Source organism: Nitrospinota bacterium (assembly GCA_009873635.1).
GTDB lineage: Bacteria > Nitrospinota > Nitrospinia > Nitrospinales > VA-1 > LS-NOB.
In genome coordinates this window covers 1-25786 of record WAHY01000022.1, presented here as the reverse complement: position 1 = coordinate 25786, position 25786 = coordinate 1, and the positions used below count along the sequence as shown (strand labels likewise).

The window sequence follows — 25786 nt, the reverse complement described above, 5'->3', positions numbered from 1 at the left end:
GCAGGCATCAAATCAACCGCCGTATTTCCTATCACCCATCAGTTTCAGCCCATTGGTACCATTAGCCTGGATTGGGGAAAGGTCGGTGAGTTTCTAAACAACCAGCAAAAAAAGGAAGTTGTCGACTTTCTGAATGATGCAAGCGGAACCATCGATCGAGCCAAACGATTTCATCAAAAACTTTCGTTCTCACGCCATCTCGATTTAGCACGAAAAAAAGAAGCGGCGTGGATGATGATGCGTTCAGCAGTACAACTCATCGACAAACTGGCTTTGGCTTCAGTTTGGGTACCTTCTTCTATTCAGAATCCAAAAGTCCAGGAGCTCAGCAACCAGATTGAGATTCTTTCGGCATTTTCCAAAAATAAAGAAGACGTTCTGATTTATAACAACCGGGATCATATAAACATACACAAAGAAAACCTTATCAACCGCATCGTCAGGCATGACAACCACAAAGGCCTTATCGCTCGCGATCCAGAGTTGAAGGCCGTCTATATTGAGGATGTCATGGAAGAAAGTTTCAGCCGAAAAGCTGTAGCTAGAAAAATTGATCTGGTCTCGCTTTACCAGGTCCCTAAATTCAACTTAAAAACAGGCCAGCTAGTATGCGTCGTAAACTATTACACCAACACTTCGCATAAATTCACCAACTTTGAAAAACCATTATTGGAAAACCACGCAGCCATGGTGGAAAAGTTGATTCTTGAGGAAAACCCGGAGCATGTAGAAATTGAAGTTCTCAGCGAAATCGAAGAGCTTCTATCCGATACTGATGATAATTTATCCTCATTTCTCGAAAAGATATTGGCAAAAACTTCCGAATTGATAGGAGCTGATTCTGGAACTATTTCCATTCAGAAAGTTATTGATGGTAAACCCTGGCTTGTTATTGAAGATGAGGAAGGACATCTCGTTGGTGCCAAATCTCGTAGTTGGATAAAAAGTAATTTTCCACTCATGCCCGTAGGTGGCGAAGAACTTTCCCCCGAACAAAGATCCATTAATGGGTATGTGGCACATTTCGCAAGACCAGTGTTAATTGGCAATGTGAGAGATGACAAGCAGACACAAGGGTTTTATAAAAATCTGTCAGGGCAAATCCAGTCTGAATTAGCCGTACCCATCATTCACGGTAGTCATGTTCTGGGAGTGATAAACCAGGACAGCTTTCAAAAATATTTCTTCACCCAGGAACATCAAAGAATCCTCCAGATCATCGCCAGCCTGATCAGTCAGAAAGTCAACAACCTCCTGCAGATTGAAAACCTGAAGCGGGAACTGCTTCAGCTCCGAAAAGATATTGAATACCGCGATCCAAAAGTTTCTTCCTATCACTTCGGAAATGTTATCGCAAAAAGTCAAAAAGTAAACTCACTGGTCGATCAAATCCAAACCGTAGTAGAGTCTATTTGCAACCGCATGTTGAACTGGGAGGGAAGCCAGGAACATGAAGTGATGACAGGACTACCGAGCTTGCTTGTTCAAGGGCAGACTGGATCTGGCAAAGAGTTTTTTTTCAACAACATTTATTCTCACCTCAATGATATTTTCCAGAAAAAGAAAGGAGCTCAATTCAAGCTTCCTATAAGAAAAACCAATATAGCCGCATATAGCGGAGAGCTCACTTACAGCGAATTATTTGGACATAAAAAAGGGGCTTTTACTGGTGCTGAGTTTAACCGCCAGGGAATTCTTGAGGAAGCTAATGGAGGGGTGGTCTTTTTAGATGAAATTGGTGATGCAGATCCAAAAACTCAGGTCCAGTTATTACGATTTTTAGATACTGGTGTATTCATGAGGCTGGGAGAGAACCAGCCTCGGATTTCCAAAATTTTTCTGATAGCTGCCACTAACAAAGATTTGCTCAAGGAAATTAAAGAAGGGAGATTCCGCGAAGACCTGTATCACCGACTCAATGCGTTGAGCTTCAAGATCCCCCGTCTTAATGAAAGAGAACAGGATATTGAAGATCTCGCAACACATTTTTTGGGCATATTGTTCGGTTCCTATAAAAAAGAAGGTGGTACTCCACCACAACTGGAACCCGCGGCTGTTGAATATCTCAAACAACATTCCTACCGAGGCAATGTAAGGGAGTTGAAAAATATCCTATTAAGAGCTATGTTGTTTCGCAAAGGGACAATGATCAGCAAAGCTGAAATCGTGTCAGCGTGTCAAACATCATTTACCGAATCATCACAAGAAGAAATCACCGACCATAATATTATTGACACTTTATTGAGCCAGTTTGAAAAAGGGGAAGCTGATTTCTGGACTGATATTCACCAACCATTCAAGGCCAACCACTTAACACGGGATACCGTAAGATCGTTGATTTTAGCCGCAAAAAGTAGATATCAAACCAATCTGCCGGGTCTGGCGGTTAAACTGCGAGCCTGCAAAACACGTTCGCATATTGAGACTGATGAGAGAAAAAAGTTTATTAGCTTTAAAAACTTTCTTTATAAGACAGTGAAGATATCATCCAATTGAAGTCAGATAATGAATTTGGTTATGTTTCTTTGGCAAAATCAATAAATTCTTTAGAAACTTGCAAGGTTTAATTTATACCCCTGGCAACTCCACTCGAACTTCCAGACACACCACTTAGCTGACTGTCTCCGAAATTTCGCCCTATAGTTGAGTCGTGAGCATCACCTATGAACTCCATCGCAAAACCAGTTCCACTTGATTCAGTAAAAACTATACCCCAGAAGCTTAATTGACTAAGGTTTGCATATTTTCTAACAGAGCCAACAGTAGTGGCACTAATGGGTGCTTCATTGACCGACACAGCTCTTAAATTGCCAAATTGTGCCGCATCCTGAGTAAAAATCAAATGCGTTCTTGAGTCAGTAAAAGATGCGTTTGAGGTATTGATTGTAGGGTGCGTAACATTAACAATGAAAATTCTATGGGTCTCACCTGCATCAACAGTGAATGTGGTTGCTCGTCCCGCACTGGTGTTGGGGACCGTATTCATTCCACGCACTTCTATAGCAACTCCGATTTGAGTTAATGCTGTATCAAGGGAAGGATGATTAACAGCCATAAAAGTATAACTATCATTGGGTACAACCTGAGCATAAGGGGATATTACCATTCTCGCCTTATCTTCTGACTCGGGCACCTGAGCAAATGAGACACAAGGAAATATTATCGATACAGTGAAAATCAGAGGTATATAAAAAAAGATAATAAAAATTTTATGAGCTAATATATTTTTTATAATATTCATTTTCATTAAAGTACAATTAATTGATTCCACTTACAGCAGCTGAATCATCCATGCTGGGAGTTGCTGCGCTGTCATGCATGTCTCCAATAAATTCCATGGCAAAACCAGTGGTGTTAGACTCAATGACAACCGCTCCCCAAAAGTTAAGCATTGTAATATCTTGCCGCCCATTATTTAGGCCACGTGCTATCGAAGGATCTGTTGCCACTGGATCGATTCTAAGGTGTCCATGCTTGAAATTGGTTGTGCCAACAATGAAACTTGCCGTAGGAATGTTAGTTGAGTTTATCGAAGAATTGGTTCGAGTTATAAAAATTCGTTCAGTACTTCCACCAGATATTGTGAAGGTGACTGCCGTTCCAAACGCTGTCAAATCATTCTGAATAGCATTGATAACCACACCAATTTGACTTGCAATTGTTGACAGAGATGAATGGGAAACAGCGATAAAGGTATAGCTACCTGAGTCAGATTGCCAGTATGGTGAAATCACATGGCTTTTATTTTCAATAGCTATGGCATGATTGAGCTGGCTAGCACAAAATATTTCCACAACTAAAAATAATAAGGCCAGATTAAGCTTTTTTATCATAATCGTTTCTTCTTCTACAACGATTAATAAATATAAAAAATTTATTTATGGTCAGGCCATTATAGACCAAGTCCATCTATGAATATATTAATCCTATTCACAATATACTATCGTCAAAAAATGTTTTTTACTAAAATAATAGATATCATAATTATCTGCCCGTGCTTATTTAAAAAAATCAAGTCAGGGTCAACCTAAGGCCTATCTATTAAATCCTTTATTTTCATATATTTAAAGAATCTATCCACAATCAAACCAATATAACATAATATAATTAGGAATCAGTTGAAGACAATATTTTTATAGATATGGGGATAATTTTTAACTAAACTCAAGAATAAACCTTATAGGCTTCAAGAATCGCTGAACGAATGCTGGCCTTTAAATCTTCAGATTTTGGATCAACCAAGTCGTAAAACATTCCATCTTTTCCTTTCTGAGAGGGGTAACCAATAAATAATCCGCCATTTTTGGATGCAACAACCCGAAACCCTTGATCAAAATCGCATTATCAATGGTGACGTCAGCATAAGCTCTCAAGGATGATTCCCGTTCACCTGAATCAAAAGTATATATTTTAACTTCAGTAACAGTCATTATTAAGAAAGAGTAATTCATGCACCCAAAACATTGATCTAATATTCCTTCTCAGGGATTGATTGACGTCCATATATATTTTGCTAAACTGGTTGTAAGTTTTGACCGTATTATAATTGATGGTAAATATCCGGGTACCTCCCGGATATCTTGAAACAACTTAAAACATCGCATCAGAACTTGGCCTAATCCATCTACCAATTGTAGATGTCTTGAAATTAAACTTCATATGCATCAAACTTATTTAAGGAGTAGCTAATGTCAACAACCGCAGTATCTGAAGATTTCAAAGTTAAAGATCTATCCCTGGCTGATTGGGGACGTAAAGAGATCATCCTTGCCCAGAACGAAATGCCCGGTCTAATGGCCCTGCGTGAAAAGTATGGAGCAACGAAACCTTTGAAAGGAGCAAGAATTGCCGGCTCCTTGCATATGACAATTCAAACTGCGGTTTTGATGGAAACGCTTGTCGACCTGGGTGCTGAGGTTCGGTGGGCCTCCTGCAATATATTTTCGACTCAAGATCATGCCGCTGCCGCCATGGCTAAAGCTGGTATTCCTACATTTGCGTGGAAAGAAGAAACTGAAGAGGAATATTGGTGGTGTACTGGTCAAACTTTGCTGTTTGAAGATGGGCCCAATATGATACTCGATGACGGTGGTGACCTGACAGCCTATGTTCACGAAAAACACCCTGAACTATTGACCAGTATCAAAGGTGTTACAGAAGAAACAACCACCGGTGTCCATAATCTATATAAGATGATCGAAAAAGGGACACTGAAAATTCCCGCGATGAACGTGAATGACTCGGTAACCAAGTCAAAGTTCGACAATCTTTATGGATGCCGTGAATCCCTCGCCGATGGAATTAAAAGGGCTACAGATATCATGATAGCCGGAAAAGTAGTGGTTGTTGCTGGCTATGGCGATGTCGGCAAAGGTTGTGCAGACTCCATGAAAGGACTGGGAGCAAGAGTAGTTGTTACAGAAATAGACCCAATCTGCGCGTTACAGGCGGCAATGGAAGGATATGAAGTCACAAATATGGAAGAAGCTGTAAAAGAAGGTGATATCTTCGTCACGACCACTGGGTGTGCAGACATCATTTGTATAGAACATATGGAAAAAATGAAAAATGATGCCATTGTCTGCAATATCGGTCACTTTGATATTGAAATTCAGGTAGATGCCCTTAACAAGTTTCCTGGAATTAAAAAAACTGTCATTAAACCCCAGGTTGACAAATACACTTTTCCAGATGGACATAACATCATCCTGCTGGCAGAAGGAAGACTGGTAAACCTGGGTTGCGCAACCGGCCACCCATCATTTGTAATGTCCAACTCATTCACCAATCAAGTACTGGCGCAGATCGAATTATTCAATAAAAAGTATGAGGTTGGTGTTTACACCCTTCCAAAAATACTCGATGAAGAAGTAGCACGTCTGCATCTGGAAAAACTCGGTGTAAAACTGACAACACTAACCGATAAACAGGCTGAATACCTGAATGTTCCAGTAGAAGGCCCTTACAAGCCTGATCATTACAGATATTAAAAGGTTCAATAAATAAAACCGGTCTCCCAAAAGGGAGGCCGGTTTTTGTATTCCTTTAAATTCCCCTCACCCATTCCATTAAGGAATATCTTTTTAGACAAGTTATTTTTTAAAGAATTCTAACATCATCGGGAGGATTCGCTCATGCGCATCTTCGACAACATAATGCCCAGCATCTTCAAAGCGGTTTACTTCCGCCTGGGGGTAAATCTCCTGCCAGCGTTTTAAAAAATAATCTGTAAAAACAAAGTCATGCGCTCCCCAGATAATTTGCACAGGATGTTCTCGAAACAATTTCAGGTTATCTTCAATCTCCTGGATCACCTGATAGCTCTGTGAATCCGGACCCACCGGTATATCCTGTACAAAGCGCAAATTAGCCACCCTGTTTGCAAAGCTGTCATAAGGCTCCAGATAACCTTCCCGAACTTGTTTTGTCATCCTATCTCGTTTTATGCAGGCCCAACGAACGGCACCTCTCGCAAAGGCGTTGAATCCACGTATAGCTAGAGCGCCGAATATTGGCAGTCGACACAGGCTGAGACTCAGGGGAAGCGGTACATCACGAGGTATAAATGCAGCAGTATTAAAAATCACCAAACGCTTGATCTTTTCCGGGTGCCTGACAGCAAAACCCATTCCGATCGCTCCACCCCAATCGTGAATGACAAGAGTGATATTTTCCAGCCGTAAGTGTTCAACCAGTTTCTCAAGATTATCAATGTGTCGGGAAAGTGTATAAGGGTAACTCTGTGGTTTATCCGACTTTCCCATCCCCATGTGGTCAGGCACCACACAACGATAAGAATCCTTAAGCCCTAAAATCAGATTTCTATAATAAAAAGACCAGGTAGGATTTCCATGCAACATGAGGACAGGATCATCCCCGGAGCCTTCGTCCAGATAATGGTAGCGTAACTTTTCAAATTGCAGGAAATGGGATGAAAAGGGGTAAAGGTTTGTCACCATTCAACACCCAGCATCATGCAATTGAGTCCACTTCCAATTCCAAGTAAAGCGGCTTTGTCGCCAGGCTTGAGCACATTTTTTTCTACTCCCATTGCCAATGTTGTTGGGAGTGAAGCAGAGCCTGTATTACCTAGAAACTCCAGGGTTGAGAAATCCTTTTCAGGATCCAACCCCACATTTTCATACATAAGCTTTCGGTGTCCTTTGCCAACCTGATGGCAAAAAACCCGACTTACCTCTTCATTATTCCAGCCAAGTTCTGCACGGGTACGCTCCCAGGTTTTACCTGCAAGCCTGCATCCTTCCAACATCAAGTTTTCGGAGTCGGTTTCCATTAAGGGCGACCATTCACCACCAGCGCCGCTGTCGTCACTTCCACGGCATAAATGGTTGAAGTGAGTTTCGGCCATGGAAACTCCTCCGACCAGACGATGTCCCTTCAGGGAAATTTTGCTGTGCGCCAAAACGACACCCACAGCGGCCGAACCAATTGTCAGAGAAGCAAAAGAAGATTTAATATTATTTCTGGTAATATTCTGTCGGGACAACAATGTTTCAATGGTGTTGTTGACGAGTGGACCACCGTTTTCCCCAGCTACAACCAGCCCAGCTAATATCTGATTTTGTTCAATCATATTGGCAACAATCATCATACCGTTGAGCACCCCCAGGCAGGCATTGGATACATCAAAAACAAAAGATTCACCAGGCAGTTTCAGATTATTATGAATCACAGACGCTGTGGAAGGTTCAAGAAAATCCCTGCAAACCGATGCTGAAATCAGACAACCAATTTGATCTTTATCCAAACCCGATTGAAGAATTGCCTTTTCCCCTGCGATGGTAGCCACCTCGCTTGGGAAAACACCTTTTTTCCAGAAACGCCTTTCCTGAATTCCGCTCATCAACTCCAAGCGACCTTGAGGAAGTTTCAGCCTTTCATAAACAGGAGCCAGTCGTTTCTCAAGTTCATCTGAGGTTACAATGTTTTCAGGAAGATGATAACCCAAGCCTTCAATTTGAACATTTTGGAAACGCATATTACCTGGCTTCTTCAATATCTATGTTTTTATCTTTAAGATCGATGAACTGCATTTCATAATACTTCTGATACAACCCACTACTTGCAAGGAGGGATTCATGCGTTCCCGATTCAACAATTTCCCCCTTATCCAGAACAATGATCCGGTTTGCATGCTTGATGGTAGATAAGCGATGGGCGATTACAAAAGATGTTCTATGCTCCATAAGATTGTGCAAGGCATCCTGCACCAGCTTTTCTGATTCAGAGTCCAGTGAAGATGTCGCTTCATCCAGCACAAGAATAGGAGCATTTCTTAAAATAGCTCTGGCGATCGCTATTCTCTGACGTTGTCCTCCTGAAAGTTTGACTCCCCGCTCTCCGATGAAGGTGTCATATCCCTCATCCAATTTTGATGCAAAATAATCCACATGAGCGGCTTTGGCTGCCTCAAGAATTTCTTCACGAGAAACCTCTCTCTCACAACCAAAAGCAATGTTGTTCCAGATCGTATCGTTAAATAAAAACGTTTCCTGAGTCACCAGGGCTAGTTGATTCCGCAAAGAAGCCAGCTTATATTCCTGGATCCTCTTACCATCAATTAAGATGGATCCGGAGGTCGCATCAAAAAACCTGAATAACAGATCCACCAATGTTGTCTTGCCAGCTCCACTCATTCCTACAATTGCAATGACTTCAGATTTTTTAACAGAAAGGTTTATGCCCTTCAAAACCATTGTACTCCTTGACGGGTAATGAAATGAAACATCCCTGAATTCAATACCATCATTGAAAGAAAGGAAGTCATCTTCACCCTCCCAAAGTTTTTCTTCATCCTTATCAAGAATTTCAAAAACTCTTTCTGCGCCTGCCAAAGCTGTCTGAACATTAGTATAAATTTTAAACAAAATTCGAATGGGAGCATACATCATAAATAGCGCGACAATAAAAGCCAGAAATGTTCCCTGGCTGATATCACCATTCAACACCTGACTTCCCCCATACCACAAAATAAAAGCAGCACTGACAACACCCAGTACCTCTAGAAATGGCGAAGTGATTTCTAAATACTTCACATTCTTTTTCATCACTCCCAGATAATTATTATTGTCCAACTGGAATTTTTCTAATTCACGAGGCTCCATACCAAAGGCCCTGACAACTTTAATACCTGAAAAAGACTCAATAATTGTAGAGTTGATATTACCCAGTATTTCCTGCCCCTGACGCGAGAGGCTCCTCAGTTTCCGGGAAATTTTAGAAACCGGCAAAACCGTTACAGGAAAAATAATAAGTGCCATAATCGCCCAGTCCCACTTCAGGTAAAACACCCACCCCACCAAACCGATCAACATCACTCCATTCTGCAAGAACTCCTTCATCAATCGAGTAACAGTGGACTGCATAATTGCCACATCATTATTGATTCTGGACATGAGTTCACCAGTTTCATGGTCCTCAAAAAAAACAAACGGGAGCTTGTGAATATGGACAAACAGCTTTTCCCGGAACTTCACAACCAGTTCCCATGAAATTCCAAAAATGATGAGGTTTTGAGCGTAGGTCAGCACAGCTTTGATAACATACAAAAGGATCAAAGCCAGAGGAATCACCTTCAACATTAAATAATCTTTTTCAACAAATATTTTGTCGAAGGTTTTTTGTATAATCGGGACAGGAGAAGTCGCTATAACACCGACCACAACCGAAAAGAAAATAGCAAGATATAAGCGACCTAAATAGGGTTTTAAATTCCGGAATAAACGCTTATAAAGGGACATTAGCTACCAAGACTCTGAGACAGATGGACCAGAATATAATAGAAAAAAGCCCCTGGATATTGAATAATATTCAATATCCAGGGGCTATTAAAATCTTTCTTTAACCTGGTAAAGCTGTAGGTTTGACTAATTTTTAGCCGGAATGAAATCTTCAAGAGCAGCACCGTTTTTAATGGCTTCTTCCATCAACTTAACGGACTCGCGGATTCCTTCCTCGCAAACTTCAAGTGAAATATCCTTGATATCATTTTGAAAACACCAAGCCATTACTCGGTTGCGGGTGTTATCCCGCATGAACCCCTGAGGAACTCGCTCCAATCTTTCCAAAGCTTCTGATGACCAATTAAAATCGTCTGCACTCAATTCGGCACCAACAGAACGAATGTCGCCTGGAATTTCTTCACTATTTCCATTACCATTGTCATCCTTAACAATCTTTTCGTTCAAAATTTTATCGAGGAATGCTACAGTAACTGAACTTACTTTTTGCACGCGCGCATTTTTCTCGACACGAGCATGGGCTTTTCTTCTCAAATGACCTTTCGGAAAACTGTTAAGCCTATCCAATGCTTCCTGAGTCCAAGATACCTGCACACCATCAGGCAAAGTTGTAAAAGTAGTAGAATCCTTAGCCTCTGCTTCAGTAGCCTCAAATTCTTCTTTGTTGACGGGAAGTAACCTTTCAGCACCAGCATTACAAACAGTGCACTTAACAACATCACCTTTATAAAAAGTATTACAACTCGTGCATTTCAAAGTTATCTCTTCAGGAGGTTTACCAGCATGAGCTTCTGCCATTTCCTCTTTCAGCATACCCAAACCTTCAGGGTTGTTCGGGTCCATTCCCTCCTTCTTCATTTTTTCACCGATAGCAGACATTGCCTGCATGGCACCAGCTGGAAGAATCTCCTGCACAGCTTCTGTAATAACGCTGGATGTAATCATACTGTGACCTCTTTCCAAAGAATAACGGAGAATTGCAGAAGTTGCCATTGGCCGAACAAAACCTGGTATCTTTTTTAATCGTTCCTTTGCTTCAGCAGTCCATTCAATGCTTTCTTCTGCCTGCAAGTCTATCGGTGGCTTGTACACTCTACTTGAGAGCATCACGTTACAGGGGACCAAACGTAAGAGATTCTCGGCGTTTCCGCCAATATCCATATCAGGAGCACTGTGTACTCCGATCCTTCCCAGAATAAGTAGATAAGGGTTCTCCTCTCTTGCATACTGAAGGACTTTTTCAAATACCTTCCCGTCCAAAAGACGGATTGTGCATTCTATTTCTTCCTCTTCGCAAACTTTACGGGAAATCTCAAGATGTGCCTGGTAGATTTTAGCTAATCCTTTATCAATGATGTCTTCGTGGAGTTTTTCCTGTTGCTCAAATTTAAAAACTTTTGAAGCTTCGCGAGATAACACACCAGTCAAGCTATTGAACATGGCATAATGAAAGTATGGGTCAAATGTAGAAATAATTTCCAAAGGTCGATTAAGCTTTTTCGCCATATCAATCCCTGTCAGCAACCCACCAAAGGATTGACCACTACCATCAACAGCAACAACAATCTTTCCACTTGAAGGCCTTTCTCCATGAATCTCAGGACAATATTTAACAACCAGCATATCTTTTGTGGTTCGGCGGATAACTCTTTCCGCAACAGTACCAATCAAACTATCCTTAATGGCACCAAGCCCCAAAGCACCCATTACAACAAGGTCGTAGGGAGACTCTTTAATATCACGAACAAGCTCAGTCCAGTTACGTCCTTCAAGAGATTTTCCTTCAAAAGGGATACCAAGTTCTTTACATTTATCCTTGGGAACATCCAGATAAGAATCACTGATCACTTCCATGCCCTTGGTGATCAATTGATCATGAATGTTTCGTTGCTTTTCCAGTTCTTCTTCATCTTGATATTCTTCAGGAAGTCCGCTTTCCATTTGACGAAATCGGACGTCATGCATTTTTGCTGCATAAACGTGACTTGCGGTGATAGTTGTTTCCGAACCTCCAGCCAGCTCAAGTGCCAGATCCACACAGGCATTAGAGTAGTCAGAATTATCTACCGGTATATAAATATTTTTAAACATGGGGTGAATGTCTCCCTTCCAGAAACCTGGGATATAGTTTTGAAAAATTGGTATCTTAAATATTCTAAAATTACAGGCTTTTTTTATCCAGTAATCAAATGCGGAATTGCATGCAACCAAACACTATAAAGACGAACGGCATTCTAGCAAATTATTCATCCCTGTCAATTAGAATCAGGACAAGATAATATTGTAATTATTGGTGTTTGAAGAGTTTGAATAAAGCTGTCCAAAATTTAAACAGGCTTGCCCCTTCAATCGTTTATTAAGAAATAGTATACAATGGTTGCGTAAAAATTTTCCAACAAAGACCATTTAACAATACACCTTAATATAAATACCGTAAATCAATAAATATCAATTATTTTTATAAAATACTTGCCTGGCAAAGATATTTTGCCAGAAAACAAATTTTTCGCTACAATGCTTTCGCCTGGCTAAATTTTATTTTTTAGGGGCTAAAACCGCTAACAGAAGGTACAACGACATTGGAACCCTGAGTCAATCTTTCTTCCAAGTCAATTCCCGAACCAAAATCCCGATATGTGATAGCCGTTACAATCTGGGAAGCATTTAATAAGGAAGCACGATGCTTTTTAATCAACGAGAAGAAATAGTCCAGCAACTTAGTAATATTGCCACCCTTGATAATGGTGGCTTGAAAATAGAAAATGCCGACACCCTCAAGGGAGAAGTGCTTGATCGACTGATCTACAATGCCGTTCTTAATCCTTCAGCAGAAATAAAAGGGCTGAGTCGCTTTATAATTAAGTCCGCGGCTCTTGAGCTGGGAATAGTCAGTTCATCGATTCAGGAGCTGTATGATGCCCGTGGTCGTGGTGAAGTGAAAGGCTTTACGGTTCCAGCCCTAAATATTCGTGGCCTGCCCTATGAGCTATGCCGGGCAATATTTCGCACCGCCATCAAGACAAATGCTGGCGCGTTTATATTCGAACTGGCCAAATCCGAAATGGGTTACACATTCCAAAAACCCCAGGAGTTATCGACCGTCATTCTCGCTTCCGCAATTAAAGAAGGGTATGCAGGTCCTGTTTTCATTCAGGGTGACCATTTCCAGGTTAACGCCAAGAATTACGCCCAAGACCCACAAAAAGAAGTTGCGGTTATCAAAAACCTGATTGAAAGTGGAATTAATGGAGGGTTTTATAATATTGATATCGACACTTCCACACTTGTCGATCTCAGCAAACCAAATGTTGTTGAGCAGCAACGAGCCAACTTTGAAGTTGGCGTGGAACTCACTCAACATGTTCGAGATTTAGAGCCAGAAGGTATCACCGTCTCCGTGGGTGGAGAAATTGGCGAGGTGGGAAAAGAAAACAGCAATGAACAGGAATTGAGGGCCTATCTCGACAATTTTAATGAGCTTTTGGAAAAAAATCGTAGCGGATCTACGACCATCAGCAAAATTTCCATCCAAACCGGGACTTCTCATGGCGGTGTGCCTCTTCCTGATGGAACGGTAGCAGATGTTAACCTGGATTTTGATACGCTTGAAAACCTGTCGAGAATATCTCGTGAAGATTATGGACTCGCTGGAGCCGTGCAGCATGGTGCTTCCACCCTTCCCCAGAACCTGTTCAATAAATTCCCTGAATTGGAGACGGCAGAAATTCACCTGGCTACCGACTTTCAAAACATGATCTACGGCAGCGAGCTGTTTCCCGCAGGTTTTAAGGAAAAAATTTATGCCCATTTGAGGGAAAAGTTTGCGGACGAGAAAAAATCCGGACAAACCGATGAGCAGTTCATTTATAAAACCCGTAAAAAAGGATTTGGTGAATTCAAAGCAGAATTTTGGGGATTATCCAATGAAATTCGCGATGGCATTGGAAAAGAATTGGAAGGTAAAATGACGTTTCTCTTCGATAAACTCGCTGTACAAAATACTAAAGATGCTGTCGATAAAACGATTTCTGTCGTACCTGTTAAACCTGTCCTGGAAAACGAAATCTCAACTTGCTAGTTGAAAAGGTCAATAGATTATCCCAGCCAAACTTTCATATTGCGTTCTTCATCATTTCGCTCAAACAAAACTTGAGGTACAAAACAGGACTTTCTAGCTTTATTTTGAATCAATTTCAAATTTATCTTCTGCTTACGAATACATTCTTTAACCGATTCATCCATCACCCCTTCAATATCATCAGCACATCGACCGGGCATGGTGAGGCTCACTTTGTAACCATTAGATTTCACCACTTGAACTTTAAGATAGCGGGCCATTGAATCAAAGGTCGGGCCCTGAACACTACTCGACACTTGCCTCAGGGTCAGAGCACGTGCTTGTGGATAAATATCTGAAAGAAGTTTATCCAATGTAAACTGCCAGGGCATTGGAACATCTAAACGTTTAAGCATGGTGATCAAACCATGCAGGGTTCGCATCAGGAAAATCAGTTGAGGCGGTGCTGAAGAACGGAACCACCATTTCATCTCCCCAACAATCTGGTTGAAACGCTCACTCATTCTCCAGTCCTTTACGTGGTATGGAGCTTCTATCAAAAAGGGCTCAAACAAAATAGACATCAGGGCAGGAAGAGTCGGGCGCAAATCCTGCAGTTTTTCAGGATCAAACCCCAAACCCGCAAGGCAAGTCACCGGATCCAGGTTTTCCCTGTCGCGTAAAGCCAGTATGATTCTTAAAAGCGTTAACCGAACATCATCAGGTATTTCCATAACACTTCCAAAATCATAAATAATTAACTGGAAATAATCTTTTTTGTATTGACGAAATGCAAAGTTCGCAGGTTGCGGGTCAGCATGGACAAAGCCTTGGCGAAATAACATATGAAGATAATGTTGCAGCAATAACCGCGCCATTGCCTGTTTCTGTTCAGGCATCATAGTTTCCGCCTTATCCAAACCAAAACCCTCTTCCCTTTTTTGAACTAAAATATTTGGCCGGGTAACATCGTTGAACACTTCCGGCACTACAATACGTTCCAGCGGGGGAATTTTCTGTCGATAATTTTCCTGATGCCCTGCCTCAATCCTGTAGTCCAATTCTTCGCTGAAATTATTCCAGAACGCATCGCGGTAGCCATCCATCTTGAAACCCCATTTTGCCACCGGCCCCACTTTTGGCAACCAGCCCATAAGGTTCATTTCAGCTTCAACCGCTGTCGCAATTTCAGGATACTGAATCTTCACCGCCACTTCTGTCCCGTCCTTAAGTTTACCGAAGTGCACTTGCCCGAGCGATGCAGTCTTACAGGATTTCTCCAGTTTTTTAAAAACAGTATCCCAGGGTTTACCATAGGCAGCGCTGATCAGTTCCACCACCTCATCAAATGGAATGGGTTCTAATGAATTGTTGAGGGATTCACGCAGACTTTGATCTTCCGAATCCATAGTCATGAACTGACCAATCTTGGCAGGCAGTCCTCTCGACTGTCCCAGAAGTTCCATCAAATAGTGCTGAGCCCAATGGCGCTTGTCTTCAGTAGACGATTTACGCAGCTTCCTTGCAGCAGCCCCTAACTTAATAAGATTAGCACCTCTTTTAAAAATAGATCCTAATTTCATAAATTTTGAGAAAGACTAACGTTTCAAACCGTTCTTGAATTGACTGACTTGTGAGATGGTTCCTTCTGGAACCTTTTCCTTGCTGCCTTTGGCTCTCATTAATACTTCAAGCCTGGGGGTGTCTGGGTCTCGAAAAATTTTACCAGCTGTCCTGGCAACATCCTCTTTATTAAGATCTTTTATTGCCTGAATCAGTTTCTTTTTAAAACGAAAATCCCCTTTCTCATCCGTTGCAAGAGCATAAAGGTCTCCTGCAACTGCCCCTATACTGTCCCCTTCTTTTTCCAGCGCGACAATCAGACTATGCTTATGTCTCTCAAACTCCTGATCCGTCAAATCAGCAAATAATTTTTTAGTGCCCGCCAACCATGCATTGACCCTTTTACTCATTTCAAAAGGACCGTGAGTCGATGACTGAATCACCAAACGAAAAAATATACGTTCTTCAAGGCGTTGATGAAAACTCCATACGATATACCCTAATTGCTGATTGGTGCGCATCTGGGTATAAAAATCACTTTCCACAATTGATGCAATGATTGAAGACTGGGCCAGAGATGAAAAACTCTTCTCACCAACCTGAATGGCATAAGCCAATGAGTTATTATTATCTTCCACTTCCCGGCTGAACCGGAACTTTTTAGCTTGCGGCATGATCTCAACCACCTGCCCAAACCGCTCACTTTCAGGCAAGGATTCACTTCCTAAAGCTGTCAGCAAAATGTCGACACTTTGTTTTGCTTCAGCATCCGACCAGTTCCCATGAATCATTCCAGTTATATAGACCCTGTCGTACAAAGTTTTAGCATAAGCTTTTACATCTTCCAAAGTAATCGCGGTCAAGGCTTTTAGTTTCTCTTCTTCTGTATACTGATCTTGAAGAAGCATCAGCCAGTTATAATAACCCCCACGGGTATAAGCCTGGCCCAGTTTCCGATTCTTTAATCCACGCACCATCGCTTCTTTGATATTGGCAAACTTCTGTTCATCAACCTTAACTTCTTTCATGTTGTCAGTCACCAGCCTGATCAAATCACCAATACGCTCTGAATAACCTCCTATGCCCAGAATCACTCCCTTCTTTTCTATAGAAAGGGCATAAGATAACCCCGCCATTTGGATGGGATAAACCAGTTCATTCAAGCCTTCCTGCATCATAGCTTCATAAAGTTTGGCCAATTCAAGGTTTTTGGGACTGCGATAGACTTTTGGTGTTTCTATTCTAAATGTTAATGAAACTTTTGGTTGTTCAAAACGATGATCATATTTAAACCAGACTTTTGCCTTATCATCATCCCTCACTAAATGTGGATACTCTTCAACTTTCTTTAAGTTATAAGGAATGAAATTATTTTTCTCCGGATAAAATATGCCCGCTACTTTTTCCGGATGAGATAATTTACTGAAAGCTTTGCCTCCAATTTCCCTTAATGAATACTCGGCATCGTAGTAGGGAGCTTTGCTGTCAGTCTCAGCAGAATTGTGGCTCAATACCACCAATGCATTTTCTGGAGTCAAAGAATCCAACACTGCTTTATAGGCAGAGGGTTCGTATTCTGTAAAGAGGTAAGGCAGGGTCTCAACATCCTTTAACTTGTAATCCTGCATGAGCGCAGCTTTCCCTGCAACAAACCCCATTCCCTCATCGGGGTTCTTCCAGTCAAAGTTAATCTGGGCCATGGCCTGGGTTTGCTTGAAGGTGTATTCTTCAATCCCATGTATTTGAACCATGTCAATGTATGCAAAAATAAGCTCCAGTATCCTTTCATATTCTTTCAAACCCTTTTCAGTCAGAGAAATATTAATACCGAAAGAGTTGATATCAGGGTGGCTGCTTCCACCACCAGCGCTGAGGCTCAAAACAAGTCCCTCTTCCTTTAACTTGGAAAGCAAAGAACCCTTTCCTTCATATCCCAGCACTGACCCAACAATTGACGCAGGCTTGCTGCCCTGATGATTCTTCAGTCGAATGGTTGGGAAATCAATTTCGAGCGAGCGGATATCCTTAATAGTTTTAACCTTAAGCAGCCTATATTTACCTTTAAGCGGCTTTCTAAACTCAGGGGATACTTGTGGGACATCAACCTTCCTGTCGGGTATGCCAGAAAAATATTTCCGTGCAACACCTGTAAGGACTTCAATAGGCTTACTTGAAATAAGAGCCAGCTTCATGTTTGAAGCCGCGTAATAACGTTCGTAAAAATCATGTAAAGCCGGACCATTAGTGCCCGACAGCGTTTGCCGATTTCCGGTTCCAAAATTAGCGACAGGATGCCCCGGTTCCGATATCAGGCCTGCCACGTAGTTCCCGCGCCATCCATCATTGAGCTTGTTTTTTTCATGCTCATTATTTACCGCCTTGACCTCTCGTTCTGAATAGGTTTTATCGAATAAGGGTGCCTTGAAAAAATCACTGAAACGATCTAAAGCCTCATCAAATCCATCATGGGACACCTGAAAGAAATAATTGGTAATGTTTCCACTGGTGTAAGCATTGGATCCACCTGAATGAGAATCGAGAAACTTCTTGTAAGAACCCACTTCCGGGTATTTTTCAGTCCCAAGAAACAACATATGCTCCAGATAATGGGCCAGCCCTGCTTTCTCGTCTGGATCGTATAAATAACCCGTACCCACGGACAATGCGGCAGCACTTCGATGCACATCCGGGTCGGAAATCAGAAGAACATCCAGCCCGTTTTCCAGTGAAAGAGTCTGGGTTTTACGCTTGTCACCTTTAACCGCTTCTGCAGAAGATATAAATAATGCTATCCAGAAAACCAGAACCAATCCGGTTTTTAAAAATTTCGCTATATGATTCACAAACAGCCTCCAGTTTCTTTAAATCAACTATTCAGAATATAAAGTAAACATCCATCACCGTTTTATTATATCGGTCTCTCAACATCAAATGGGGTTAATTTTTTTTAATGTAACGATTACCAGTTTTTTCTTTTAATAAAATATGAGATGAGATTGAAGTAAACCCCGTTTTAAAAAAAATAAGGTTCTAGTAAGAATTAATACCGATCAGAAATATGCCGACCAGAATCAACCCTCCTGCAAACAGACGTTGCGGACCAAAGGGCTCCTTTAATTTCCAACACCCCCAATAAACCACCATCAACACACTGACCTGACGAAGGGAAATAATTGCACTCAACGCTTCAAATTGAAGCACTACGCAAATCAGTCCGTAAGAACCCAGGGTGGCTATGCCTGCAAGTAGAGCTTTATGCCATTCCTCTCTCCAGGTTTTAAATACATACTTTGCTGGATTAGTGCTGAAAATATAAGTGTTGCAAATAATAAAACCCACAGTTGCCTCAAAGAAAAAGAACGTGATCCCATTAGCAAACGGTTGATCCGGCAAAAGGCTCAAAAATGAATCCATCCCTTTTTTATCCACCAGGCTGTAACTGACTACCGTTGCCAGTGTGTAGAAAGCCCAACGTAAATCCTGGTGCCCCATAGCTTTCAACAGGTTTTTAAATCCCCGTATCAAATGTCCTTCAAAGTGCAGGATATAAATAGCTGTCAGGATGAGACCGATCGCAAGAAATGTTGGAAGGTTCAGATGCTCGTCAAGTAGTAACCAGGCAAATACAGGAACAAAAACTGGAGCCGACCGGGCAATGGGATAGACATAAGAAATATCAGCAGTAGCATACGCCCTGGAAAGACAGAGTATATAGACACCGTGCAAAACTCCTGAGAGGATGCTCCAGAAAATAATCTCTGAATTTAAGGGAGGCATTCCGAAGAAAAAATAGGCGGTCAGGGCCATAATCATGATCCAGACCCCCTTCATAGCGGAAAAATACTGGGAATTTTTGCTGGTCTGGGTCAATATGTTCCAGAAAGAATGCATCAAGCTGGAGAATAGAACCAGTCCTATATTAAAAAGTGACAAACGTTAAGCTCCAAAGCACGATAACTCATAAACAAAACTTACTGTATGCAGACTAAAATCGCATTCATTTCCTATCCGGTCTCTAACCTGGACAGGGCAGTGGAATTCTACCAGAAGGTATTACGAAAAGAACCTCTGTTTCACAGGAAAGACTGGGCGGAGTTTGAACTGAATGGCCAAAGGCTGGCATTACAGAAGTCTCCTGCTCCAGGAAAAGTTGGGGCTACGGTTTATTTTCTCGCCCGACCTATTGAAGGTTTTATATTCCGATTAAAGGAACTGGATGTTGCTCTGGATGGAAACATAGAGGTCCATTCCTACGGCAAATTGGCTCATTTTCGAGATCCTGATGGCAATATCCTTGGCCTCTATGAACCACCGGATTAACATACTAACAGGCTGAGAAGGAAATCCCATTGAGCGTGTGCCTCTGTTGATGTACAATTGCCTATATGAACAATCCACTGACACATTTTAATGAAGAAGGCCGTGCACGCATGGTCGATGTTTCCGATAAAACTCACACCTCACGAAAGGCTGTGGCCTCAGGGAAAGTGTATATGCAACCGGAAACCTTGCGACTTATACAGGAAGGTCAGATCAAAAAGGGTGATGTGCTGGCAGTCGCACAAGTTGCAGGAATTATGGGATCCAAGCGCACCCATGAAGTGATACCCATGTGCCATCCTCTTCTCTTAACAGGTGTTGACATCAGCTTTCAGGTTAATGAGGACCCAGATCCTGACATCGGGCTCTGCTCCATAATCGTCAGCGCCACTGTTAAAGTGACTGGACAAACTGGCGTAGAAATGGAAGCACTGACAGCGGTTTCAATGGCGGCACTCACTATTTATGATATGTGCAAAGCAGTTGATAGAGGCATGTATTTTGATAATATTGGCCTGACTCATAAATCAGGCGGAAAATCAGGTACTTTCAACAAAGAAGTGGTGGAGGCAGGGAAATGATTGTTATTAAGTATTTTGCCAGCCTTAAAGCCATAGCAGACAAGGATGAAGAAACCGTGGATATTGAAAAACCAATAACCATGGACCAGTTAAGTGATATTATTTCCAAATCAACTCCGTCAATGGGTGAGATTCTTCGAGAGAAAAAAGTAATGATCTCGGTCAATCAGGAAATGGCCTCTGCAGAAACCATCATAAGAGATGGGGATGAGGTGGCATTTCTGCCTCCATTCTCGGGGGGTACAAAATAAACTAAGGACATAATCATGAGCACCACTACCTTTTCTAAAGTAAGAATTCAGTTAGAAGATTTCTCGGTCACTGATGAAATAGAGGCCATGAAAAAAGTTTCGCGTAATATTGGTGGCATTACTACCTTCCTGGGCACGGGAAGAGAGTTATCGAAGGGAGAAAATATCACCCAACTCAACTTCGAACACTATCCCAAGATGGCAGAAAAAAAGCTTGAAGAAATACGTGAACAAGCTATCAAGGATTTTGGAGTCATTGATATGAGTATCATTCATCGCATTGGCCCCATAGATATTGGTGAAAATATTGTCTTGATCGTAGCGGTTGGCGAGCATCGAAAAGAAACGTTCAAAGCCTGCGAATGGGCCATTGCGGAACTGAAGCGCACCACACCGATCTGGAAACGCGAAACCACCTCCAAAGGCGAAATCTGGGTGCAAGATACCCCTTGATCCTAAATGAGCAATCGCTCTCTGCACCCCCTTACCCTAACCGTAAACAGTCGGCTGGCCCGCTGGCTTTTGCTGGAACATGATGAACAGAAGAAGCAAGCGGGTGAGAAGGCCTGGGAGACCCCCCAAATATTCTCCTTAGAATCCTGGCTACGTAACATCTGGATCGAATCCTGGCCCTCTAAATACCTCCTCAACCCATTACAATGTGAAAAAATCTGGGAACAAATCATAAGTCATGATTCTACGCGCCTTGAACTTCTCCACTTACAAGGGGTCGCTTCTCAAGCAAGTGAAGCCTATGCCCTGATCCACAAATATCGCCTACCCCTGATCCCCAAGCTTTATGAGCTGACGTATGAAACAAAAATATTTTTGAACTGGGTTGGGAAGTATGAAAGACGCCTTTCCGCGCTTGACGCACTGGATCCATGCACACTCATGGACGCAGTCAAAAGTTCCATGGAAGCAGGAACAATATTCACCCCGCCATATATACGAATACGGGGTTTTGAAGAACAAAACCCGCAATTAAAAAACTTTATCGAATTTCTTGAAGAAAAAGGTTCCCAGGTCGACTTCGTGTCAGCAGTGCCAACAGAAGAAAGTATACAGCAAATGCAGAAAATGCCCTGTATCCGGGAATACGAGAACAAACAAGGGGAAGCCGAAGCTTGTGCGCGCTGGATAAGGTCAATATTTAAACCGGGCAAAAGAATCGGCATAGTTGTTCCTGAACTGGAAAAATACATCTCCCTTCTAAAACGAGAATTATCAGCAGAACTGGTTCCCGATTCCATTTTCAAGCCGGATGAGCAAGTGTTCAACATATCATTGGCTCTCCCTTTGTCACAGGAGCCTATGATCAAAGTAGCAATAGATCTGTTGAACATAAAGTCAGCTACCATTACTATCAACAAATTCCTATCGTTCATCCAGAGTCCTTTTTTGGGTTTTGCATATCCACCTTCCCAGGAAATATCAGATCTGGAACGCAAACTCAGAAAACGAAGGATTCTCTCGATATCCCTCGATCAATTCGAATCAACCTATGGAAATATTCCTCAAATAAAGCGACTCGCTGAAGTTTTGAGATCCTGGGTCAGTCATAAAGATTTATTTACTCTGAGCCCTTACGAGAACAACTTATTACCGAGTGAATGGACTGAAAAAATATCAGCGGTTTTAAAAGCTTTTAATTGGCCGGGCTATTCGAAGGACTCAACCAGCCATCAATTCGTTCTGTCAAAAAGGCACCAGTCATTTGAGACATGGAAAAATTGTTTGAACCAACTAAGTTCTCTAAATCAGATCCTCGGTCCGATTAACAGAGAAAAAGCCCTGGAATATTTTACGAACATAGTGCAAAACACACCCTTCCAGATCAAAACACCTGAACATTCTATTCAAGTTGTAGGCCTTCTTGAATCATCTGGAATGCAGTTTGATCATTTGTGGATCATGGGTTGCCATAGTGAAGCATTGCCTGCTCACCCTGAGCCCAATCCTTTTATTCCTTATGAAATCCGTAACAAGTTTTCTATCCCACGTTCAAACTCTCAACGCGAGCTGGAATTTGCTGAACAATCATTGAAACGGCTGATAGTAGCCAGCCCAGATGTACATTGCAGCTTTCCTCTTCACGAAGGTGATATGGACCTGGAAATCAGTCCACTAATAAAAAGCTTTCCGAATATTGACAAGACTAACTATCCCTCTAAACGAATCAAAGATCATATACTGACTTTGACTGATCTTGAAGAACTCACCGAACCCGAGTTTTTACCAGCAACTGACACAGAAAAGCGTTTGTATTCAACTGAAGGAATTTCCTCCGGTTATGCCCTGCTCAAAGACCAGGTTGAATGCCCCTTTCGAGCTTTTGCCCGTTACCGGTTGAACAGTGAGCGCCATCAAATTCCTGAAGTTGACTACGACAATCTTGACCGAGGTAACGTAATCCATAAAGCTCTGGAGCTTTTCTGGTTCGACACGGTTGATTCGGATACCCTTTTAGAACTTTCAAAGGATTCTCTGGAAAAACAGCTCAAACGATATGTGCGGGAAGCCCTCAAAATTTGTTCCATAAGAACTACAAATCAAACTCAATTCAATAATTTGGAAATAGAAAGAAACATAAGAGTCATTCATGACTGGCTTCTGGCAATTGAACTAAAAAGACCCAGTTTTAGAATTCACAAGTTAGAAAAAAGCATTTCTATAAACCTGGCGGGGATAAAGCTTCTATTAAGAATTGATCGTATTGATGAAATTCCCGGGAAGGGTTTATTGTTAATCGATTACAAGGCCGGTAGAGACGCAAAACCGACTGAGTGGTTTGCAGAGAAAATACGCTCGCCACAATTACCGCTATACTCCCTGGACGAACCTCCGGCGGGTTTGGCCTATGGACACCTGATGATAGGCAAACCCGAATTCAAAGGAACCACCATACCGGATTTTCCGCTTGGACAATTCAAAAACCATGATTTTAAAAAAATAACCGGATGTTCTTCATGGGAAGAACTGCTGAAGCACTGGAAAACCCGTTTAAACCGTGTTGCGGATGAGTTCCTGCGGGGAAAACATACTGTTGCTCCCATCAATAAAGGTGAGCCCTGCCGCTATTGCGAGTTCGACTCTCTTTGCAGAGTTCAGGAAACCCTTGAGACATGGGAGAGTGACTAACAATGTTGTCTGATAAAAAAATAAGAGTCCAGGCCCTGGAACCTGATCAGTCTTTCATCGTACAAGCTCCAGCAGGATCGGGGAAAACTGAATTGCTCATTCAGCGTTATCTCAAGCTTCTTGGACTGGCAAACTATCCCGAAGAAATCCTGGCCATGACGTTTACACGTAAAGCCGCCGCAGAGATGAAAGAAAGAGTTTTCACAGCTCTTACAGAGGCTCAAACTGATCAACCACCTGAACAGGCACATGCCAGATTCACATGGAAACTGGCCCGACAAGTATTGGATCAGGATAAAAAACAAAAATGGAATCTGATGTATAACCCTGCCCGCCTCAGAATCGTAACGATTGATTCATTTTGCTCTTCTTTGACAAGAAGGATGCCATTGTTATCAAGAATGGGAGCGGGACTTAATATTCAGGAAAATGCCAGAAGTCTTTATCAGGAAACCGCCAGGAGCATCCTGAGTTTAACGGAAAATAAAAACAGCCCTTACGGCGAGCTAGTGCGAAACATACTCCAGCATATAGATAACTCAAAAGAAGATTTCGTAAAAAGAATCGTGCAGCTATTAGAAAAAAGAGACCAGTGGATGATCTCTTTTTTTGACCCACGTGAAAACCTGGAAACACATCCATTAAATGAAGATTCTCGTCAAAAACTTGAATGCACACTGGTCAGCCTTATAGAAGCCAAGCTTGCTAATTTGGGTGTCTTGTTCAAAGGTCAAATTCAGAAAAAAATATTACAACTGGCTAACTATTCAGGTAAAAATTTACAAAGCTCTTATCCAACCCATCCATGCGCCTGCCTTGCTGATTTGCAGGAGTTTCCCGGCACATCCATCGATAACCTTGAAACCTGGAAAGGCATTGCCAACCTTTTCCTGACAAAATCCAACACATACAGAAAAAAACCAGATGTCAGGTTAGGGTTCCCCGCAGGCTCTAAAAACCTGGCCCATGAAATGAAGGAGGAGTACATAAAACTAATAGGTGCTTTAGAAAGTGACCCTACTCTTCTTGAGTCTCTAGCAAAAGTAAAAAGGCTTCCCCGAGGTCACTTTACAGATATGGAGTGGAATTTATTAAAATCCACCATACGACTTTTGGCGGAGATCAACAGAAAGTTAAAAGAAATTTTTTCATCCCGGAAAATAACCGATTTCACCGAGATTTCCCTTTCAGCGATAAATGGACTTGTTCAAAAAGATGACAATGGTGAGATGCACCCCACCGACCTGCTGTATTACCTGGATTGCAAAATCCACCATATTCTCGTAGATGAATATCAGGACACTTCTTTCAAGCAGGAAGAGTTGCTACACAAGCTTACATCGGAATGGAGTGAAGGAGATGGTAGGACGCTTTTCATTGTCGGGGACCCCAAACAATCCATTTACCGGTTCAGGGATGCAGAGGTAGGTTTATTCATAAAAACCCGGAATCGTGGCCTCGGTAGTTTACGTTTAGAACCTTTATCATTAGAATCGAACTTCCGCTCACAAAAAAAACTGGTCGACTGGGTCAACACCTGTTTTCAAAAAATTTTTCCAAAACACGAAGACGCTGATCTAGGTGCAATTTCCTACAAACCTTCGTCAGCAGTTTTAAAAGAAAGCGTCCATCCCGGAGTGCTGTATCACCCTGTTCCACATCATCAGGACAGCCTTATTACTTCGGAGGAAGAAGCTCGAATGATAACCACCCTAGTCAAGGACTTAAAGTCGCAACATCCTGATAAAAGCCTGGCCATTCTGGTCCGCGGGCGAACCCACCTTGCATCCATAGTAAAATTGTTAAATGAATCTAAGATTTCATTCAAAGCTGAATCCATAGACTCCCTTACAGATAGACCAGCAATTCTTGACCTCCTGTCTCTGCTTCGTGCGCTGCGTTTTCCTGGAGACCGAACAGCATGGCTATCTATATTAAGAGCTCCCTGGTGTGGTTTAACATTATCAGATATCCATGCGTTAGTGGAGTTAGACGATACAACACCGGTATGGTTCCTGCTTAATAACCCATCACGGGTAAAAACACTCAGCGAAGATGGACAAAAAAGGGTGCGGAACCTTGTTGACAATATACAGCAATTCCTGATCGGCT

General features: G+C 42.0%; 19 protein-coding genes. 9 read left to right on the top strand and 10 right to left on the bottom strand.

What is annotated here, in order from left to right; all coding sequences use genetic code 11:
- A partial coding sequence (locus F3741_10865) for a sigma-54-dependent Fis family transcriptional regulator (protein ID MZG31282.1) occupies positions 1-2496 on the top strand: 2496 nt, incomplete at its 5' end.
- A 67-nt stretch (positions 2497-2563) separates the two neighbouring features.
- Here F3741_10865 and F3741_10860 read toward each other — a convergent pair.
- From F3741_10860 to F3741_10850, 3 genes are all read right to left on the bottom strand, one after another.
- Positions 2564-3106, bottom strand: a complete 543-nt coding sequence (locus F3741_10860) for a hypothetical protein (protein ID MZG31281.1) — start codon at positions 3104-3106, stop codon at positions 2564-2566.
- Positions 3107-3257: 151 nt separating this feature from the next.
- Positions 3258-3833 carry a hypothetical protein gene (locus tag F3741_10855; GenBank protein MZG31280.1) on the bottom strand — a complete coding sequence of 192 codons (576 nt, stop codon included), beginning with the start codon at positions 3831-3833 and terminating at the stop codon, positions 3258-3260.
- Positions 3834-4164: 331 nt separating this feature from the next.
- The gene (locus F3741_10850) at positions 4165-4287 is read right to left on the bottom strand and encodes a hypothetical protein (protein ID MZG31279.1); all 123 of its coding nucleotides are present in this window, start codon (positions 4285-4287) and stop codon (positions 4165-4167) included.
- 401 nt (positions 4288-4688) lie between these two features.
- On the opposite strand from F3741_10850, the gene F3741_10845 reads away from it, so the two are divergent.
- Positions 4689-5990, top strand: a complete 1302-nt coding sequence (locus tag F3741_10845) for an adenosylhomocysteinase (GenBank protein ID MZG31278.1) — start codon at positions 4689-4691, stop codon at positions 5988-5990.
- A 102-nt stretch (positions 5991-6092) separates the two neighbouring features.
- On the opposite strand, the gene F3741_10840 is transcribed toward F3741_10845, so the two are convergent.
- From F3741_10840 to F3741_10825, 4 genes are all read right to left on the bottom strand, one after another.
- The gene (locus F3741_10840) at positions 6093-6959 is read right to left on the bottom strand and encodes an alpha/beta fold hydrolase (protein MZG31277.1); all 867 of its coding nucleotides are present in this window, start codon (positions 6957-6959) and stop codon (positions 6093-6095) included.
- Positions 6953-7999, bottom strand: a complete 1047-nt coding sequence (locus F3741_10835; protein ID MZG31276.1) for a 3-oxoacyl-ACP synthase III — start codon at positions 7997-7999, stop codon at positions 6953-6955. Before F3741_10835 ends, F3741_10840 begins: the two co-directional genes overlap by 7 nt.
- 1 nt (position 8000) lies before the next feature.
- On the bottom strand, positions 8001-9761 hold the full coding sequence (locus F3741_10830; protein ID MZG31275.1) for an ATP-binding cassette domain-containing protein: 1761 nt from the start codon (positions 9759-9761) through the stop codon (positions 8001-8003).
- Positions 9762-9887: 126 nt separating this feature from the next.
- Positions 9888-11852, bottom strand: a complete 1965-nt coding sequence (locus tag F3741_10825; GenBank protein MZG31274.1) for a universal stress protein — start codon at positions 11850-11852, stop codon at positions 9888-9890.
- A gap of 589 nt (positions 11853-12441) precedes the next feature.
- Here F3741_10825 and F3741_10820 point away from each other — a divergent pair.
- Positions 12442-13839: an aldolase gene (locus F3741_10820; GenBank protein ID MZG31273.1), complete on the top strand. Its 1398-nt coding sequence runs from the start codon at positions 12442-12444 to the stop codon at positions 13837-13839.
- A 17-nt stretch (positions 13840-13856) separates the two neighbouring features.
- Here the strand turns inward: F3741_10820 and F3741_10815 are convergent, their stop codons facing one another.
- The 3 genes from F3741_10815 to F3741_10805 form a co-directional block, all read right to left on the bottom strand.
- Positions 13857-15401, bottom strand: a complete 1545-nt coding sequence (locus tag F3741_10815; protein MZG31272.1) for a hypothetical protein — start codon at positions 15399-15401, stop codon at positions 13857-13859.
- 15 nt (positions 15402-15416) lie between these two features.
- Positions 15417-18224 (bottom strand): peptidase M16, encoded by a 2808-nt coding sequence (locus tag F3741_10810; GenBank protein MZG31271.1) that lies wholly within the window; start codon positions 18222-18224, stop codon positions 15417-15419.
- 187 nt (positions 18225-18411) lie between these two features.
- Positions 18412-19314, bottom strand: a complete 903-nt coding sequence (locus tag F3741_10805; protein MZG31270.1) for an EamA family transporter — start codon at positions 19312-19314, stop codon at positions 18412-18414.
- Positions 19315-19359: 45 nt separating this feature from the next.
- On the opposite strand from F3741_10805, the gene F3741_10800 reads away from it, so the two are divergent.
- The 6 genes from F3741_10800 to F3741_10775 all read left to right on the top strand — a co-directional run.
- Complete coding sequence (locus F3741_10800; protein MZG31269.1) at positions 19360-19701, top strand: hypothetical protein; 342 nt, start codon at positions 19360-19362, stop codon at positions 19699-19701.
- 65 nt (positions 19702-19766) lie between these two features.
- On the top strand, positions 19767-20282 hold the full coding sequence (gene moaC, locus F3741_10795) for a cyclic pyranopterin monophosphate synthase MoaC (protein ID MZG31268.1): 516 nt from the start codon (positions 19767-19769) through the stop codon (positions 20280-20282).
- A complete protein-coding gene (gene moaD / locus F3741_10790) occupies positions 20279-20533 on the top strand; it encodes a molybdopterin converting factor subunit 1 (GenBank protein ID MZG31267.1) in 255 nt (84 codons plus the stop codon). The genes moaC and moaD overlap by 4 nt, the downstream gene beginning before the upstream one ends.
- Positions 20534-20548: 15 nt before the next feature.
- Positions 20549-20986 (top strand): molybdenum cofactor biosynthesis protein MoaE, encoded by a 438-nt coding sequence (locus F3741_10785; protein ID MZG31266.1) that lies wholly within the window; start codon positions 20549-20551, stop codon positions 20984-20986.
- Positions 20987-20992: 6 nt separating this feature from the next.
- Positions 20993-23674 (top strand): hypothetical protein, encoded by a 2682-nt coding sequence (locus F3741_10780; protein ID MZG31265.1) that lies wholly within the window; start codon positions 20993-20995, stop codon positions 23672-23674.
- A gap of 2 nt (positions 23675-23676) precedes the next feature.
- Positions 23677-25786 (top strand): AAA family ATPase (locus F3741_10775; GenBank protein ID MZG31264.1); only part of this gene is annotated, 2110 nt, incomplete at its 3' end.

Bases quoted from the DNA above. Each gene is read 5' to 3' on its own strand.
- F3741_10860 (MZG31281.1), bottom strand. From the start codon at position 3,106: ATGGTAATATCCCCTTATGCTCAGGTTGTACCCAATGATAGTTATACT.
- F3741_10855 (MZG31280.1), bottom strand. From the start codon at position 3,833: ATGATAAAAAAGCTTAATCTGGCCTTATTATTTTTAGTTGTGGAAATA.
- F3741_10845 (MZG31278.1), top strand. From the start codon at position 4,689: ATGTCAACAACCGCAGTATCTGAAGATTTCAAAGTTAAAGATCTATCC.
- F3741_10840 (MZG31277.1), bottom strand. From the start codon at position 6,959: ATGGTGACAAACCTTTACCCCTTTTCATCCCATTTCCTGCAATTTGAA.
- F3741_10835 (MZG31276.1), bottom strand. From the start codon at position 7,999: ATGCGTTTCCAAAATGTTCAAATTGAAGGCTTGGGTTATCATCTTCCT.
- F3741_10830 (MZG31275.1), bottom strand. From the start codon at position 9,761: ATGTCCCTTTATAAGCGTTTATTCCGGAATTTAAAACCCTATTTAGGT.
- F3741_10825 (MZG31274.1), bottom strand. From the start codon at position 11,852: ATGTTTAAAAATATTTATATACCGGTAGATAATTCTGACTACTCTAAT.
- F3741_10820 (MZG31273.1), top strand. From the start codon at position 12,442: ATGCTTTTTAATCAACGAGAAGAAATAGTCCAGCAACTTAGTAATATT.
- F3741_10815 (MZG31272.1), bottom strand. From the start codon at position 15,401: ATGAAATTAGGATCTATTTTTAAAAGAGGTGCTAATCTTATTAAGTTA.
- F3741_10800 (MZG31269.1), top strand. From the start codon at position 19,360: ATGCAGACTAAAATCGCATTCATTTCCTATCCGGTCTCTAACCTGGAC.
- moaC (MZG31268.1), top strand. From the start codon at position 19,767: ATGAACAATCCACTGACACATTTTAATGAAGAAGGCCGTGCACGCATG.
- moaD (MZG31267.1), top strand. From the start codon at position 20,279: ATGATTGTTATTAAGTATTTTGCCAGCCTTAAAGCCATAGCAGACAAG.
- F3741_10785 (MZG31266.1), top strand. From the start codon at position 20,549: ATGAGCACCACTACCTTTTCTAAAGTAAGAATTCAGTTAGAAGATTTC.
- F3741_10780 (MZG31265.1), top strand. From the start codon at position 20,993: ATGAGCAATCGCTCTCTGCACCCCCTTACCCTAACCGTAAACAGTCGG.